The 15,955-nt window shown below is 66.3% G+C and carries 15 protein-coding genes; 8 read left to right on the forward strand and 7 right to left on the reverse strand.

Features of this window, described 5'->3' with window-relative positions; all coding sequences use genetic code 11:
- Positions 1-14: 14 nt before the first annotated feature.
- The 5 genes from FFS35_RS15035 to FFS35_RS15055 form a co-directional block, all read right to left on the reverse strand.
- Entirely contained in the window at positions 15-1,187 is a 1,173-nt protein-coding gene (locus FFS35_RS15035; protein WP_137787962.1) for a cyclopropane-fatty-acyl-phospholipid synthase family protein, read from the reverse strand.
- A 96-nt stretch (positions 1,188-1,283) separates the two neighbouring features.
- Complete coding sequence (locus FFS35_RS15040; RefSeq protein ID WP_137787909.1) at positions 1,284-2,639, reverse strand: deoxyribodipyrimidine photo-lyase; 1,356 nt, start codon at positions 2,637-2,639, stop codon at positions 1,284-1,286.
- A gap of 24 nt (positions 2,640-2,663) precedes the next feature.
- Positions 2,664-3,086: a hypothetical protein gene (locus tag FFS35_RS15045; RefSeq protein ID WP_137787910.1), complete on the reverse strand. Its 423-nt coding sequence runs from the start codon at positions 3,084-3,086 to the stop codon at positions 2,664-2,666.
- Positions 3,086-4,120: a 2-oxoacid:ferredoxin oxidoreductase subunit beta gene (locus tag FFS35_RS15050; RefSeq protein WP_137787911.1), complete on the reverse strand. Its 1,035-nt coding sequence runs from the start codon at positions 4,118-4,120 to the stop codon at positions 3,086-3,088. Before FFS35_RS15050 ends, FFS35_RS15045 begins: the two co-directional genes overlap by 1 nt.
- Before the next feature lie 28 nt (positions 4,121-4,148).
- Positions 4,149-6,017 (reverse strand): 2-oxoacid:acceptor oxidoreductase subunit alpha, encoded by a 1,869-nt coding sequence (locus FFS35_RS15055; protein WP_137787912.1) that lies wholly within the window; start codon positions 6,015-6,017, stop codon positions 4,149-4,151.
- 190 nt (positions 6,018-6,207) lie between these two features.
- On the opposite strand from FFS35_RS15055, the gene FFS35_RS15060 reads away from it, so the two are divergent.
- The 8 genes from FFS35_RS15060 to FFS35_RS15095 all read left to right on the forward strand — a co-directional run bounded on the left by FFS35_RS15060 (position 6,208) and on the right by FFS35_RS15095 (position 14,768).
- On the forward strand, positions 6,208-7,224 hold the full coding sequence (locus tag FFS35_RS15060) for an alpha/beta hydrolase (RefSeq protein ID WP_137787913.1): 1,017 nt from the start codon (positions 6,208-6,210) through the stop codon (positions 7,222-7,224).
- A gap of 78 nt (positions 7,225-7,302) precedes the next feature.
- Complete coding sequence (locus FFS35_RS15065; protein WP_137787914.1) at positions 7,303-7,782, forward strand: RNA pyrophosphohydrolase; 480 nt, start codon at positions 7,303-7,305, stop codon at positions 7,780-7,782.
- A gap of 70 nt (positions 7,783-7,852) precedes the next feature.
- Entirely contained in the window at positions 7,853-8,791 is a 939-nt protein-coding gene (locus tag FFS35_RS15070) for a DUF481 domain-containing protein (RefSeq protein WP_137787915.1), read from the forward strand.
- Between the two features lie 18 nt (positions 8,792-8,809).
- Positions 8,810-10,009, forward strand: coding sequence for a hydrolase (locus tag FFS35_RS15075; protein WP_171007649.1), 1,200 nt, complete (start codon positions 8,810-8,812; stop codon positions 10,007-10,009).
- Positions 10,006-11,022: an arginine N-succinyltransferase gene (locus tag FFS35_RS15080; RefSeq protein ID WP_137787916.1), complete on the forward strand. Its 1,017-nt coding sequence runs from the start codon at positions 10,006-10,008 to the stop codon at positions 11,020-11,022. Before FFS35_RS15075 ends, FFS35_RS15080 begins: the two co-directional genes overlap by 4 nt.
- A complete protein-coding gene (locus FFS35_RS15085) occupies positions 11,022-12,278 on the forward strand; it encodes an N-succinylarginine dihydrolase (protein ID WP_137787917.1) in 1,257 nt (418 codons plus the stop codon). The genes FFS35_RS15080 and FFS35_RS15085 overlap by 1 nt, the downstream gene beginning before the upstream one ends.
- A gap of 60 nt (positions 12,279-12,338) precedes the next feature.
- A complete protein-coding gene (locus tag FFS35_RS15090) occupies positions 12,339-12,551 on the forward strand; it encodes a hypothetical protein (protein WP_137787918.1) in 213 nt (70 codons plus the stop codon).
- Between the two features lie 81 nt (positions 12,552-12,632).
- The gene (locus FFS35_RS15095; protein ID WP_137787919.1) at positions 12,633-14,768 is read left to right on the forward strand and encodes a TonB-dependent receptor; all 2,136 of its coding nucleotides are present in this window, start codon (positions 12,633-12,635) and stop codon (positions 14,766-14,768) included.
- Between the two features lie 45 nt (positions 14,769-14,813).
- Here the strand turns inward: FFS35_RS15095 and FFS35_RS15100 are convergent, their stop codons facing one another.
- Together FFS35_RS15100 and FFS35_RS15105 are read right to left on the reverse strand one after the other, a co-directional pair.
- Positions 14,814-15,530 (reverse strand): ribonuclease T, encoded by a 717-nt coding sequence (locus FFS35_RS15100; RefSeq protein WP_137787920.1) that lies wholly within the window; start codon positions 15,528-15,530, stop codon positions 14,814-14,816.
- Complete coding sequence (locus FFS35_RS15105; RefSeq protein ID WP_137787921.1) at positions 15,527-15,955, reverse strand: hypothetical protein; 429 nt, start codon at positions 15,953-15,955, stop codon at positions 15,527-15,529. Before FFS35_RS15105 ends, FFS35_RS15100 begins: the two co-directional genes overlap by 4 nt.

Here is a 15,955-nt window from a genome sequence, read left to right on the forward strand (position 1 = left end):
TCCCTGCTCCTCGATTATCTTTTGATAAGCGTAACCTGCGCGACGTCGATTCCACCACCGCGAAAGCCGCCTTCGCAGTACATCAGATAATAGCGCCAGAGGTCGATGAATTTCTCGTCGAAGCGCCGCGGCAGCCGCCCGTCCGCCACCGCGGCATCGAAACGCAGGCGCCACAGCCGCAGGGTTTCTGCATAATCGAGCCCAAAGCCTGTGCGATCATGCCATGCCAGCCCTCGCGCCTCGGCCAGCGCGCCAAAACGGCTCTCCGAAATCAGCATCCCGCCGGGGAAGATATGCCGCTGGATGAAGTCAACGTTGCGGGCATATCCTTCCCAGATATCGTCCGCGATCGAGATAAGCTGGATCGCGGCGCGCCCGCCCGGCTTCAGCACACGCGCGATCGTGGCGAGGTAGTCCGGCCAGTATCGCTCCCCCACCGCCTCGACCATCTCGATGCTCGCGACCGCGTCATAGCTGCCGGCGACGTCGCGATAATCAGTGAGCGAGACGGAGACGGGAAGCCCCGCCGCGCGGCGCTCGACCACCGCCTTCTGCTCCGCCGACAGGGTGATCGCATGGACGTGCACGCCACGCTCCGCGGCCGCGAGCGCGAACGATCCCCAGCCGCAGCCGATCTCCAGTATCGTATCTCCCGCCCTGGCGGCCGTACGCGCAAGGATCGCGGCGAGCTTGCGGTGCTGCGCCTGTTCCAGCGTGTCGCCGGGAGTGAAGATCGCGCTGGAATAGGTGAGCGTCGGATCGAGCCATTCGCTGTAGAAATCATTCCCCAGATCGTAATGCGCCGCGATGTTGCGCCGCGCGCCGGCGCGATCGTTGCGACGAAGCGCGTGGATCACACGGCGGGCGATCCGTGCGCCGTTCTTGGCGCGCGCGACATTCCCCAGCGTAACCCGGTTGCGCATGAACAGATCGAACAGCGGCACCGGGTCGGGGCTGGACCAGTCGCCCGCCGCCCAACCTTCATACCAGCCGATCGATCCGCCGAGGATCAGCCGCCCCAGCGCATGCCAGCGATGGACCGTAACGATCGCCAGCGGCCCGTCCGCCCGCCCGCCGAGCAGTCGTCGCGTGCCATCCGGCAACACCGCCTCGATCGCGCCTACCGCAAGCCCGGCATCGATCCGGTCCAGAACGATGTGGAAGAGCGGCGCGGCAAGGCGCGCCATGCGGCCCCCCTCGCGCCGCGCTTCGCTGTCTGCCCCTCGATTCACGCGCGCGCCTTTGGCATATCGGGCGGCGCGGGCGATAGCGTAAAAGTGGGGTCAGCGGAGCATGGAATAGGCCGCGAGTGCGCGCTCGCGCGCCGCGCGATGCTCGATGATCTTGGCGGGATAATCGTCCGGCCGGCAACCGGCCGAATCGGGATCGTGGATCGCCGCGTCGGGCAGGTCCGCCAGTTCCGGCACCCAGCGGCGGATATAGGCCGCCGCATCGAATTTCTCCGATTGCACCAGCGGCGCCATGATCCGCACGAACATGTTGGAATCCACCCCCGTCCCGGCGATCCATTGCCAGTTTACCGCATTGCTTCCGTAATCGGCATCGACCAGGCAATCCCAGAACCAGCGCTCGCCCGCGCGCCAATCAATCAGCAGATGCTTGATGAGGAACGAGGCGGCGATCATCCGCACGCGATTATGCATCCAGCCGGTCGCCCACAATTCGCGCATTCCGGCATCGACGATCGGATATCCGGTTCGGCCCCGCTGCCAGGCGGCGAGATCCGCGCGCGACTGTCGCCACGGGAATTTGTCGAACACCTCGCGCCCGTTGCGCAGCGCATAATAGGGCAGCGCGCGGACCACTCCGGCGGCGAAATCGCGCCATGCCAGTTCACGGCGAAACGCCGCGAGGCCCTCGCCGCGGCCCGGCAACGCGTGCCACACCTGCCGTGGCGATATCTCCCCGAAATGCAGATGGGCGGACAGGCGCGACGTGCCCTCGATCGATGGCATGTCGCGGGCGGGATGATAGGTTGCGACCCGATCGGCGAAATCATCCAGCGCCGCCGCAGCCCCGGCCTCGCCCGGGGTCCATACGGTAAACCCTCCGGCCCAGTCCGGCTTGGTCGGCAACAGTTTCCATGAAGCAAGCGTGTCGCTTGCGGGCCACCGCGCAGGCGCCGCTATCGTCGCCGGCGGCGGCAGCGGTTCGGGCGGCGGCAGGAAGCGCCCCAGCGCCTTGTAGAATGCGCCGAACACGCGAAACTGGCCGCCCGATCCGGTCGTGACGTCTTCTATCGGCGCGAGATGATTGCCGTCGTAAAGCGACAGGACATCGCCCAGCTTTTCTTCGGCGCGCCGCCACCACGGCTCCTGATGCCGGATCGCGTGAATATGATCCGCGCCGGTTTCCTCTCGCAAGCTGGCCAGCACCTCGGCCACCGGCCCGCGCCGGAGGACCAGCCGACTGCCGCGCTCTCGCAGCGCAGCGTCGAGCGCCGCAAGGCTGTGGTGTAGCCACCAGCGCTGCGCCGCGCCGATCCGCCAGCGCCCCGGCCCCTCGTCATCGAGGATATAGACCGGGACGACCGCGCCATCGTGCGTGGCCGCAACCAGCGCCGGGTGATCCGACAGGCGCAGATCCTGACGGAACCACAGGATCGAGGGCTCGGCCATTGCCTGGTCGGGGCGCGATCGGGATCAGCGCTTCGGCTTGGTGGCCGGCGTACGCTGCTGCTGCGGGGCGGATACGGCAAGCTGCGCCAGCACCGCGCGATCGGCCGGAGACAGCGCCCGCATCTGTTCGTTGGCCACCTCCGCCGCCTCGCGCTGGAGCGCCGACGCCGCTTCCGCCCGCACGCTGTTTGCTGCGATGAAACCCTCGGCATCCACCGGGCGCTTGTCCAGCGCGGCGCGGATGTTGTTCTGCGCCGCCTGCCCGCGCTCCGCGATCGAACGCAGCGCGGCTCCATGTTTCTTCTCGGTATCGATCATCGTGTTGATGCCGGCCTGAGACATGCCGCGCGATGCGAGCGCCAGACGCGTGCGCTGCTCCGGCGTCGCCTGAGGAGCTGCGGCCGGCGCCGCCGCCTGCAGTGTGGCGGCTAGGATAAACGTCAGCATCATTCGGCCCTCGGCTGTTTGTCGACCATCCAGGTCTGACCCTTGGACAGCAATTTCTGGAGATCGGGTTTCTTGCCTTCGCTCGCCTTGCGATTCTGCTCGACGACCGCGCTCTCGAAGGTCGGCGCGGGATCGTCAAAGATGACGCCGAGCGCGACCGGGAAAGCCCCCGCCGGCATTTCCACCAGCATGTGCGCCAGCCCGCGATTGGTCTGATCGTGGACGATGACCCCGGCGCCCTGCCAGTCGCCGTCGGTCACTTCCACCACCTTGAGCACGAGCCGATCGGTGTCCATCACCAGTCCCTTGGTGCCGTTGTCGTACAACAGCGGCTTGCCATGCTCGACCCAGAGCTGGTTTGGCGCGGCATTGGGCTTGGCGGTGAACGGCGCGAATACATCGTCGTTATAAACGATGCAGTTCTGGAATATCTCCACGAAGCCGGTGCCTTTGTGGGCATAGGCGGCCTTCAGCACCGTCGGCAGGCTCTTGTGCACGTCTATTCCGCGCCCGACGAAGCGCGCGCCAGCGCCGAGCGCGAAGGCGCACGGGTTGGCGGGACGATCGACCGAACCGAACGGCGTGGAGGGCGATTGCGTGCCGACGCGGCTGGTGGGCGAATATTGCCCCTTGGTCAGCCCGTAGATCTCATTGTTGAACAGCAGCACCTGGCAATCGAGGTTGCGGCGGATCAGGTGCATCGTGTGGTTGCCGCCGATCGACAGCGCATCGCCGTCGCCGGTGATGATCCACACGTCGAGTTCGGGATTGGCGAGCTTCACCCCGGTCGCCACCGCCGGCGCGCGGCCGTGGATCGTGTGGAAGCCGTATGTTTCCATGTAATAGGGAAAGCGCGAGGAGCAGCCGATGCCGCTGACGAACACGGTATTCTCCGGCCGCGCGCCGATCTCCGGCATGGTGCGCTGCACCGCCTTGAGGATCGCGTAATCGCCGCAGCCCGGGCACCAGCGAACTTCCTGATCCGTCTCCCAATCCTTGGGCGACGATTTGGCGATGGTGGTCATCTCGTTCATTGCTTGAATCCCTGGATACCGTCCGCGCTCACGCCAGCGCCTGCTCGATCGCCGCCTCGATCTCGGCGATGCGGAAGGGTTGGCCGGATACCTTGTTGAGCGGCTTCGCATCGACCAGGAACTGATCGCGCAGCACCGTCTTGAGTTGCCCGGTGTTCATCTCCGGCACCAGGATCCGCTCATAGCTCCTGAGCAGCGACCCCAGGTTCGCGGGCATCGGCCAGATGTGGCGCAGGTGAATGTGGCTCACGTCCAGCGCCCGGCGACGCGCGCGGCGCACCGCCTGGTGGATCGGGCCGAAGGTGCTGCCCCAGCCGACCACCGCGAGCCTGCCGCTCGTTTCGCCGGCCTCGACCGTCTGGTCGGGCACCTTGATCGACGCCACCTTATTACGGCGCGCGTCGGTCATGAGCTGATGATTGGCGGGCGAGTAATCGATGTTGCCGGTTCCGGCCGCCTTCTCGATCCCGCCGATCCGGTGCAGCAGGCCCGGCGTGCCCGGCTTCACCCACGGACGCGCGCCGTTGCCGTCCCGCGCATAGGGCAGGAAGCCGCCGTCGGGCGCTTCGCGCAGGAACGATACCGGGAATGGCGCCAGCGCGCTGGTGTCCGGCACCTTCCATGGCTCGGCGGCGTTGGCGATATAGCCGTCGGTCAGCAGCATCACCGGCGTCATGTATTGCGTCGCGATCCGCACCGCCTCGATCGCGACCTCGAAGCAATCGGCGGCGGACCGCGCGGAGATCACCGGCATCGGCGCATCGCCGTTGCGGCCATAGACCGCCTGGTACAGATCCGATTGCTCGGTCTTGGTCGGCAGGCCGGTCGAGGGGCCGCCGCGCTGCGAATTGACGATGACGAGCGGAAGCTCGGTCATGATCGCAAGCCCGATCGCCTCGGTCTTCAACGCGATGCCCGGGCCGGACGACGAGGTAACGCCGAGCTGCCCCGCATAGGACGCGCCGATCGCACTGGCGATCGCGGCGATCTCGTCCTCCGCCTGGAAGGTGGTGACGCCGAACTCCTTGAGGCGCGACAGGTGGTGCAGGATCGCCGACGCGGGCGTGATCGGATAGCCGCCGAAGAACATCGGCACGTCGGCAAGCTGTGATCCGGCGACGAGCCCCAGGCTGATCGATTCGGCCCCAGTGATCGTGCGATACAGCCCCGGTTCGGCAGGCGCGGCCGGCACGTGATGCTGCCTCATCGGGCCCGCAATTTCCGCCGTCTCGCCATAAGCGTGGCCGGCATTGAGGGCGGCGATGTTCGCTTCGGCCAGCGTCGGCGCCTTGGCAAACTTCGCCTTCAGCCAGTCGATCAGCGGCGCGCGATCACGATCGAACATCCACAGCGCCAGCCCGAGCGTCCACATGTTCTTGCAGCGCAGCGCCTCCTTGTTGCCAAGGCCGAACGGCTTCACCGCGTCGAGCGTCAACTGCGAGATGTTGAGCTTCATCAGCTGCCATCGCGCAAGGCTCTCGTCTTCCAGCGGGTTCGCGTCGTATTTCGCCTTGGCGAGGTTGCGATCGTTGAACTCGCCCTCGTCGGCGATGATGAGCCCGCCGCGCTTCAGCGCCTCGACATTGGTTTTCAGCGCCGCCGGGTTCATCGCGACCAGCACGTCCAGTTCGTCGCCCGCCGTCTCCACCTCGGTCGAGCCGAAGTTGATCTGGAAGGCGGATACGCCGAACAGCGTGCCGAGCGGCGCGCGGATCTCCGCCGGGAAATCGGGGAAGGTGGCCAGATCGTTGCCCGCGAGCGCGGTGGACAGGGTGAACTGCCCCCCGGTGAGCTGCATGCCATCGCCCGAATCGCCCGCGAAACGGACGACGATGGATTCGGCGGGTGGATTTGCGGATGCTTCCTGCGGGGTCACTTCGTGGGCGGCGGTCGCCATGCGGCAGTTTCCTGTGGCACTCGGTTATCGTGCGGGGGCCTTACGCCCTCATCTCTCCATGATCCAACCTAGAATGATATGGAGGCGTGACAAGCCGCACTATCACGAAAGGTGGCGCGAAAGGTGGACGCGGCGGCCGCGATACGGCAAACCTGGTTGCAAAAGCGAACCGAAGAGGAGAGTTGACGCGATGACCGACACGCTGATCGATCGCCCTGCCGCCGGTACCGATGCCGGCCCCTATGTGCGCCCCGACGTGCGCGCCTTCCTCGATTACCTCAACAACGTGCCCGGCCCCAAGATGCAGGAGCAGCAGCCGGCGGAGGCGCGCGCCGTCTATCACGCCATGAAGGACATCGCCGATCCGCCCGTCGGCGAGCTTGCCGTCATCAAGGATCTCGAGATTCCCGGCCCGGCCGGCACGATCAGGGCGCGGCTGTTCGACCCACGCGCCACGCGCGCGCGCGGTCCGGTCGTTCTGTTCTATCACGGCGGCGGCTTCGTGATCGGCGATATCGAGACGCATGCCAGCTTCACCGCGGAGATGGCGCGCCAGCTTGATCTGCCGGTCGTCTCGGTCGATTATCGCCTTGCGCCCGAGGCGAAATGGCCAGCGGCACCAGACGATTGCGAGGCGGCGGCGCGCTGGGTGGCGAGCAATCCGGCCGAACTGGGCCGGACGGCGACCGGGCTTGTCCTGTCCGGCGACAGCGCGGGTGGCAACCTGACGATCGTCGTGGCGATGACACTGCGCGACGATCCGGCCGCCGTTCCCGTGATCGTGCAGGCACCGATGTATCCCGCCGCGGACATGACCCGGGAATATCCCTCGTTCAACGAATATGCCGAAGGCTTCCTGCTGACGCGCGACGGGATGATCTGGTTCGGCGAACATTACGCCGCCGATCCGCTGCATGTGAAGGGCTCGCCGCTGGCGGGCGATCTCGCCGGGCTGCCGCCTGCGGTGATCGTCACCGCCAGCCTCGATCCGATCCGCGATCAGGGGCGCGCCTATGCCGCCGCGCTGATCCAGGTGGGCGTGCCGGTCACGTTCCGAGAGGCGAAAGGCAATATCCACGGCTTTATCACGCTGCGTCAGGCGATCCCGTCCAGCCAGGGCGATGTCGCCGGTTATCTCTCGGCGGTGAAGGAGGCGATCGTCGAGGCGGAAGGCGCCAGGGTGATGAGGCAGGCGGCGGGCGGCTGACGGCGTTCGCCGCTTCGGGCTTGTCAGCACCGACGGGGAAGGTGCAGGGCGCTGCGATCTCCAGCATGGATGCCGCTCATGACCGACCCCGCCACGCTTCCCTATCGCCCGTGCGCGGGCGCGATGATGATGAACCGCGACGGGCTGGTGTTCGTCGGCCAGCGGATCGATACCACGCTCGAGGCATGGCAGATGCCGCAGGGGGGTATCGATCCCGGCGAGGATGCGCGCACCGCCGCGATCCGCGAACTGGGCGAAGAAACCGGCGTCGCGCCCGGGCATCTCGAATTCGTCGCGGAAGCGCCTGAAGAGCTTACCTATGATCTGCCAGCCGAGCTGATCGGCAAGGTATGGAAGGGGCGCTATCGTGGCCAGCGGCAGCGCTGGTTCCTGTTCCGCTTCACCGGCAGCGACGACCTTATCGACATCGGGACCGCCCATCCCGAATTCCGCGCATGGCGCTGGGCGGCGCCCTCCGAACTCCCCGACATCATCGTGCCGTTCAAACGCAAACTCTACGAAGAGGTGCTCGCCGCTTTCTCCGATCATCTCGGCTGAGCACCGCTGCGTCGACGGCGGGCCGTGGCGAGGCTGCAAAATCGCCGCAAACAGGTTTAGAGTCCGCGGGATGCGCGCGCTTCTTCTCACTTTCCCGCTGCTGCTGGCCAACACCGCGATCGCCGGTGTCGATCATCCCCCCGCGGACGATAATCCACAGGCGGAGGGGGAAGTCGTGATACCCGCGCCGATCCGCGCGATGCTGGATGCCGCGATCGCCGCCGGCAACGACGCTGAAGTCGCGACGATCGTCAAATATGCCCGCACCGCCGATCCGGCGAGCGGCGATGCGGTCGCGAAGGTAGCAGCGGCGTGGCGTGACGAGCGCGCACGGGCGCACGACACGCGCGTGCGCGAAGCCGGCCTGTTCGATCTGTGGCGCGGTCGGGCAGAGCTTGGCGGCTATCTCACCACCGGCAACAGCGAGACAGTCGGCGCGACCGGCGTGCTCGATCTGACGCGCGAGGGCATCCAGTGGCGCAACAAGGTGCGTCTGCAGGCGGATTACCAGCGCAGCCTGGGGATCACGACGCGCGAGCATTATCTCGCGAGCTACGAGCCGAACTACAAGATCGATTCGCGCCGCTACATCTATGGCGCGGCTCAGTTCGAGGCGGATCGCTTCCTGGGTTATACGCAGCGTTATTCCTCGTCGGTCGGCGCCGGCTACAGCGCGATCCAGACGCCGGCGGTGAAGCTCGATCTGGAGCTGGGGCCTGCCTATCGCTACACCGCGTTCACTGATCAGACCGCGCAGAGCAGCCTCGCCGCGCGTGGCAGCATGGATTTCCGCTGGAAGTTCGCGCCGGGGCTGAAGCTCACGCAGGTCGCGTCCGCCTACCTTCAGCAATATAATTCCACCGTCAGCGGCACCACTGCCGTCGCCGCGCGGCTGCTCGGGCCGCTCTCGGCGCAGCTTTCCTATGTCGTGCAATATGAAAGCATGCCGCCCGCCGGGCGACGCACCACCGATACGACGAGCAGGGCCTCACTGGTCTATACGTTCTGACCGCGCTAACACTCGCGGATGAAGCAATTGTCGGTTGACGAGAGGATAGCGATCGAGCGGGCCACCGCTTCGCCGATGCTGGCGCGGGTGCGGCAATGGTCGGCGGTGAACAGCGGCACCGGCAATCTCGGCGGGCTGGCGACCGTCGCGGATATGCTGGCGGATGCCTTCTCCGCGCTTCCCGGTGAGGTGCGGCTGATCGATCCCGCCGCCGCCGAGCGCATTACCCCGGCGGGCATCGTAGAGCCGATCGAGCATGGCCGTCATCTGCATCTGGCGGTACGCCCCGATGCGCCGATCCGGCTGCTGCTCACGGGCCATATGGACACCGTCTATCCAGCCGACCACCCGTTTCAGGCGCTCATCGATCGCGCGGATGGCACGATCAACGGTCCGGGGGTGGCCGATATGAAGGGTGGCCTCGCGGTGATGCTCGCCGCCCTCGAGGGCATCGAAGCGGCCGGGAGCCCGATCGGCTATGACGTGCTCATCAATTCCGATGAGGAAACCGGCTCCTTTTCTTCGGCGGCGCTGATCGCCGAACTGGCGCAGGGCAAAGAAGCCGCCCTCACCTATGAACCCGCGCTGCCCGACGGCACGCTCGCGGGCGCGCGCGGCGGCACGGGCAATTTCTCGATCGTCGTGCGCGGGCGCGCCGCCCATGCCGGGCGCAATCCCGATGACGGGCGCAATGCGATTGTCGCGGCAGCGGATATCGCGCTGCGCCTCGCCGCCGCGCGATCCCCCCGCCTCGCGGTGAACCCCGCGCGGATCGATGGCGGCGGCCCGAACAATGTCGTGCCCGATCTCGCCGTGCTGCGGGTCAACTTCCGCCCTGGCGACCTCGCCGAAATTGTCCGCGTCGGCGCTCACATCGAGGTAACCGTGGCAGAAGTGGCCGCCGCGCGCGACGTGCATATCGAGGTGCACGGCGGGTTCAACCGGCCACCCAAGCCGATCGACGCTGGCGCCGCGCGGCTTTTCGATCTGGTGCGCGACGCCGGCGCCGATCTCGGGCTGAACATCGGCTGGCGCGCGACGGGCGGGGTATGCGACGGCAACAATATCGCTGCCTGTGGCGTGCCGGTCGTCGATACGATGGGGGTACGCGGGGGCGCGATCCATTCGGGGGAGGAATTTCTGATCGTGGACAGTCTGGCCGAGCGCGCGGCGCTCTCCGCCATCACCATGCTGCGCATCGCGGGGGGACGGCTGTGAGCTTCGTCGTCCGCGCCGCGCGCGACGAGGATCTCGCGCATCTCTATGAGATGGCCAAGCTCACCGGCGGCGGCTTCACCAATTTGCCGCCCGATCGCCCTGCACTCAAGGCGAAGCTTGACCGCAGCCACGCCGCATTCTCCCAGACGAGCGACGCGAATGGCGACGAACTGTTCGTGCTGATCCTGGAAAACGTGGAAACCGGCGAGGTGCGCGGCACCTGCCAGCTTTTCACCCACGTCGGCCAACGACACCCCTTCTACAGCTACCGTCTTAGCACCATGACGCAGAACAGCGAGAAGCTGGGGCGCACCTTCCGTGCGGAGATGCTGTCGCTCACCACCGATCTCGAAGGATCGAGCGAGGTCGGCGGGCTGTTCCTCCACCCCGGCGAACGCGCGGGCGGCCTGGGGATGCTGCTCGCCCGCAGCCGCTATCTGTTCATCAGGATGCACCGCCAGCGGTTCGCCGATCGTATCCTGGCGGAATTGCGCGGGATCATCGATGAGGCGGGCGGATCGCCGTTCTGGGATGGGCTGGCCGGGCGCTTCTTCGGCATGAACTTCCAGGATGCGGATCACTACAATGCGATCCACGGCCATCAGTTCATCGCCGATCTGATGCCCAAGCACCCGATCTACACCGCGATGCTATCGGAAAGCGCGCGCGCCGCGATCGGCCTGCCGCATCCGTCCGGCCGCGCGGCGATGCGCATGCTGGAGAACGAAGGCTTCGCGTTCGAAAGCTATGTCGACATCTTCGATGGTGGCCCGACGATGACAGCGCGCACGGATAATGTGCGCTCGATCCGCGACGCGCGCGATGCACCGGTCGTGGCGATAGACCGCGAGGGCGGAACGCAGGCGCTGATCGCGCATGGCAAGCTGGCGAACTTCCGCTGCACGCTCGGCGAGGTGCGCGAGGTGAGTGACACCGTCGTTATAAGCAGCGAGAGCGCGAACGCGATCCACGCGCAGGAAGACAGCATCGTCACCTATATGGCGCGGGCGTGATGCGGGAGATAAACTTCGACGGCATAGTCGGACCGAGCCACAATTATGCCGGACTCAGCCCCGGCAATCTCGCCGCGACGCGCAACGCCGGCAATGTCGCCCACCCGCGCGCGGCGGCGTTGCAGGGTATCGCCAAGATGCGCGCCAATCTTGCGCTGGGGCTGGCGCAGGGCATCCTGCTTCCGCATCCGCGCCCGGATCATCGCTGGCTGGCGGCGCTGGCCACCAATTACGCCGACGCCGCACCGCATTTGCAGGCGCGCGCGCTGTCCGCCTCGGCGATGTGGGCGGCCAATGCCGCCACCGTTTCTCCCTCGGCCGATACGCGGGATGGGCGCTGCCACCTCACCGTCGCGAATCTGATGACCATGCCGCATCGCAGCCATGAATGGCCTGCGACGCTGGCGCAGCTGCGCATCGCCTTCGCGAACCCAGCCTTCGCGGTGCACGGCCCGGTGCCCGCGCCTTTCGGCGACGAGGGCGCGGCGAACCACATGCGCTTGTGCGCCAGCCATGGCGCGCCCGGCATCGAGATATTCGTCTATGGCGAAGCGGGCGGCCGCTTCCCGGCGCGTCAGCATCGCGAAGCGAGCGAGGCGATCGCGCGGGCGCATGGTCTCGACCCGGCCCGCACGATCTTCGTCGAACAATCCCCCGCCGCGATCGCCGCCGGCGCGTTTCATAATGACGTGGTGGCAGTCGCCAATGAGCGTACCCTGTTCGCGCATGAGGAGGCGTTTGCGGACAAGGATGGCTTTTACGAACGACTTCGCGCGCTGATGCCCGAGGTGGAGATCGTCGAGGTGCCGGCCGATCGCGTCAGCCTTGCGGATGCGATCCAATCCTATCTGTTCAACGCCCAGCTGGCTTCTCCGGCATCAGGGCAACAAACGCTGATCGTCCCTGGCGAGACGCGGGAAAACGCGCGCGTGTGGCGATGGTTGTCTGAGCATATCGCGGGCAACGGGCCGATTCGTGCGGCGCAGGTGGTCGACGTGCGCGAATCGATGGCCAACGGCGGCGGCCCTGCCTGCCTGCGGCTGCGCGTCGTCGCCGATCCCGCGACTGTCGATCCCCGCTTCATGGTCGATAGCGCAAAACTCGATCAGCTCGCGGGCGTCATCGAGGCGCATTGGCCCGAGGCGATTGCCGTTGAAGCGATCGGCGATCCCGCGCTGATCCGCCGGATCGAGGGCGCCCGCCGCGCGCTGCTGGAGGCGCTCGATCTCGTCGGATTAATTGACAGTCAACCATAAGCGGCCACCCACGAAGCCCGGAAATCTGCGACTGGCCCGATCTTTGCGTGTTGTACGCGCATGTGGTCGCGTATCGCTCGCCTGTTCGTCATCAAGACGAAGTTCGACGCCTTTCTCGTGATTTACGCGCTTGGCGCGGGCGCGATAGAGCGAGGGTTTCATTACGTGCATCAGTTTCCGGGCTATGGTGGCTGGCTGCTGTTCGCAGCCTCGCCGGTCGCCGTGTTCATGGCCGGCGCGCGAATCCTGGAATCCGTCGAGCGCGATCCCTGACGCTGCCGGCCGGGACGAACCGAACGCGTGAGACGATAAATCGAAATTGATATGATGTAACATTCCGTATAGCTCCGCCTCATGATACGAACAAACAACGTCGCCCTCGGCTCTTTGGCCGGTGTCATCGCTGCGCTTGCCGCCAGCCCAGCCCTCGCCGACAGCACATCCGCACCTGCGCAAGACGTCACCGCGCATGACGTGATCGTTTCTGCGCCGGTCGCGCGCAGCGAAATGGATGTTCTGCAAGGCACTTCCGTCCTGTCGGGCGACCATCTCGCCCGCGAACTGCGCCAGACGATCGGGGAAACGCTGGCGCGGCTGCCGGGCGTGTCGGCAACGTCATTCGGCCCCAGCGCCTCGCGCCCGATCCTGCGAGGCTTTCAGGGCGATCGCATCCGCGTGCTGACCGACGGGATCGGCTCGGTCGACGTATCGAACACCTCTGTCGATCATGCTGTGGTGATCGATCCGCTGCTGGCCGACCGGGTCGAGGTGCTGCGCGGGCCTGCTGCACTGCTCTATGGATCGTCGGCGGTCGGCGGCGTCGTCAACGTGATCGATTCTCGTATCCCGCGCGCGGTGCCGGAGAACGGTTACCGCCTCAATGCGATCGGCGGCTATGGCAGCGCGGCGAGCGAGCGTTCGGCTGGCGCGGCCGGCGATGTGGCGGTGACGAACAACCTGGTGATTCATGCCGACGGCTCGTATCTGAAGGCCGACGACCTGCGCGTCGGGGGCTATGTCCTGTCGCCAACCGCGCGCGCGGCGGCGCTGGCCGCCGCTCAGGCAGCGCCGGAAGACCCGGTCGATTTCGCCGCGTCCGCGCGTTTCAAGGGGCGCTTGCCGAATACGGCTGCGGAAACCTGGACGGCCGGTCTGGGCGCCGCGCTTATCACCGATCGCGGCTCGCTGGGCGTATCATACAGCCATTATGACAGTCTGTATGGCGTGCCGGTCCGCTATGCCACCCAGCCCGGTCAGGAGCAGGAGGCGCCGCGCCTCTCGGTCGTCCAGAACCGGTTCGACCTGCGCGGCGAGATCAAGACCGGCGGCGGCTTCCTCGATCGCATCCGCGCGCGCGTCGCCTACGCGAGCTACCGGCATTTCGAGCTGCAAGAGGATGGCGCGGTCGGCACCGCATTCTACAATAAGGGACTCGAAGGCCGCGTCGAGTTCCTCCAGGCCGATCGCGGCGGCTGGAGCGGGGCGAGCGGCGCGCAATATTTCAGCCGGCAGTTCAACGTCGTTGGCGACGAAGCCTTCCTGCCGCGCAACAATACCGAGCAGACCGGCCTCTTCACGCTCCAGCAATATGAGGATGGCGCGTTCAAGGCGGAGGGCGGCCTGCGCTACGAACATACGAACCTTGCTGCACAAACCCCGCTGGACGACGCCCGCTTCTTTCGCGGCGGGCGCAGCTTCGATACGTTCTCGGGCTCGCTTGGCGCATCCTATGCGATCGCAACCGGCATGCGCATCGGCCTGAACGCCTCGCGCACCGAGCGCGCGCCATCGGCCGAAGAGCTTTTCGCCAACGGCGGCCACGCCGGCACGCAGGCATATGAGCTCGGCAATCCGAACTTCAGGACAGAAAAGTCGTGGGGACTCGAGGCGACCTTCCACGCCCATGGCGACGGATTCAGCCTGGATGCATCGGCGTATTACAACTGGTTCGACGATTACATCTACGAGAACCAGACGGCGCAGGCGGTATGTGAAGCCGCGGCCGCACCATCCGGTCGCGGCGTCGATTTTCCTTGCTTCCAATATAGCCAGGCGAAGGCCCGGTATTACGGGTTCGAGATCGACGCGTCGAAGCGACTAGTGACGATTGGCGGCCATACGATCAACGCGGATATCCTCGGCGATTATGTCCGCGCGACGGTGGTGGACGTCAGCCATGTGCCGCGCATCCCACCGTTGCGTGTGCTCGGCGGGCTGGAAGCGCAGGGCGACCGCACCAGCGCGCGAGTCGAGCTCGAGCATGTGTTCCGCCAGAATCGCGTCGCCGATTTCGAAACGACCACCGCGCCCTACACGATGGTCAACGCCTCTTTCTCGTTCAAGCCGTTCCCGGGTAACGGCAAGACCAGCATAACGATCGCGGCTAACAATATCTTCGATGTGGATGCGCGCCGCGCGGCCAGCGTGCTGAAGGATTTTGCGCCGCTTGCGGGGCGGGATATCCGCGCGACTCTTCGGATCGGCATCTGATCGGCCTTCCGGTTCCCGCCAACGCGGCAGGAGCCGGAAGCAGCCTCAGCGTGGTCCGCGCCAGATCCGCAGCCGTGCTTCGGGCGAGAGGCCGCCCTGATGCGCGGGGCACGTCGCGAAGGCGAACTTTTTGTCGACGCACAGCCAGATTTCGTCGAGCCAGCCCTCGCGGTTCGCGGTGACGCGCATCATTTCCGCGCGCATCCCCGGATTGACGCGCGCGAAGGCGGCGGCGAACTGCCCTGCGGTAAGCGGGCGCCGCGACAGCGCGTTCATGTCCGGATATCGCAGCCGGTCATACATGCCGGTCGAGCGCCGGAAATAGCTCGCCGGGGTTTCGCCCGGCATGCACGTGCCGTGTTTCGCCCATTCGTGCTGGAGCAATTGTGCGGACGGTGTTGCGCACAGGTTCGCCGTGATCACCGCGCGCGGCAGGATATCGGTGGCGGCACAATATTGCGGCCATTCCTTGCCCTCGCCGTCGGGCCACAAGCCGTGCAGTACGAAGCCGAAGCGGTTCGCCCCGCACTGCATCCGCGCCTTGGGATCGTGCACCCGCGTGCGACAATATTGCGGGGACCAGCTTATCGAGAGGGTGTAGCCGCCCGTCGGTAACAGGCGCTGCGGCTCGCGCTCGTTGGGCAGGTCGGGGTGCGGGGCGGTGATGTCGCCCGGCACCGCGCAACGATAGGCCTGCGCCGCGGCGGCGCCCGGAAGCGCGACAGCGGCTGCAACAGCCAGCAACGCGTGGTTACGAATCATGCCGCATCATTTCCGTTGATCGTTTCGCCGAACCATAATCTGGCGTCCGGCCTGAACAGCAGCGCCGCCGCCGCGATGTAAAGCGCGGATACGACAATACCGAGGAGCACCGCGAACAGTGGCCCCCCCTTCAACAGCGTGAAAACATTGCCGGCGATGCCCAGCACCGAAAGCGCCGCGAACACCACGACCACCCACTTCGCGGCGAGGCTGGGGCTGCGTGCGGTGAAATACCACAGGGTCAGCGAGATCACGATGCCCACCGCGAGTGATGCCGGCGCCAGCCATTGCAGGTTCGCCAGCGCCGGGCTTGCCGAAAGTTGCGCCGTCCTGCCCTTCCAGTTGACCGCGGAGGCGGCCAGGCCGAGCACGAAAGAGGCAAGATACAATTGCTCGTACCGGAGGATCGATGGTGGACGGCGCAT

The organism is Sphingomonas sp. 3P27F8 (assembly GCF_005502745.1).
Taxonomy (GTDB): Bacteria; Pseudomonadota; Alphaproteobacteria; order Sphingomonadales; family Sphingomonadaceae; genus Sphingomonas.